The 667-nt window shown below is 76.5% G+C and carries 1 pseudogene; it reads right to left on the bottom strand.

Annotated features, from left to right (window positions below):
• A pseudogene (locus L2I40_RS24105) lies at window positions 1-667 on the bottom strand (hypothetical protein); the annotation flags it as partial.

Raw genomic sequence — 667 nt, 5'->3', positions numbered from 1 at the left:
CGCTCCAGCCTGCCTTCGGGCAGCCAGGGATGGACGGGCAGCACCGCGACATGCGCGCCGCGCGGCCGGCGCACCGTGCCCTCGCCCCAGGGCCAGAGCCCGGCGATCGAGAGGAACAGCGCCCGCACCGCGCGCGGATCGCCGCTGATCTCCGCCCGCGCGCCGCGCGGCAGGTCGAGCGCGAAGGGGGCGGCGAGGGCGCTGCCGTCGGGCAGCCGCAGCGTGAGGCCCGCGATGGACAGCGCCTCGCCGTCCTCCTCGGCCAGGATGTCGGGATGCTCGCTGCGCGCCGCCTCCGCCGCGTCGGCGAGGGCGAGGATGCGCTCGGCGGAGGCGGAGAACTCCGCGATGCGCGCGGCATTGTCGACCGGCCAGGACAGCGCGACGACGGTCTGCTGGAAGCCCTGCGCGATCTGCATCAGCCCGCCCAGCGAGATGCTGCCCGAGAGGTAGCGCGGGGCGGCCACCAGCAGCGGCAGGATCGGCGCGACCGTCGAGAAGGTGGACTGGAAGCCCGTCAGGTTGCGCAGCGCCGCCGTCTGCCGCCGCCAGGTCGCCGCCATCGCGCCGAAGCGGCCGAGCAGGTCGCCGCGCGCCAGCGCCTCGCCGCGCGCCAGCGCGACGCCTTCGTCATGCTCGCGCGCGCGGGCCAGGCCGTAGCGCAAAT

The sequence above is a fragment of the Falsiroseomonas oryziterrae genome (assembly GCF_021864505.1).
Classification (GTDB): Bacteria; Pseudomonadota; Alphaproteobacteria; order Acetobacterales; family Acetobacteraceae; genus Falsiroseomonas; species Falsiroseomonas oryziterrae.
This window is presented reverse-complemented; position numbering and strand designations above follow the sequence as displayed.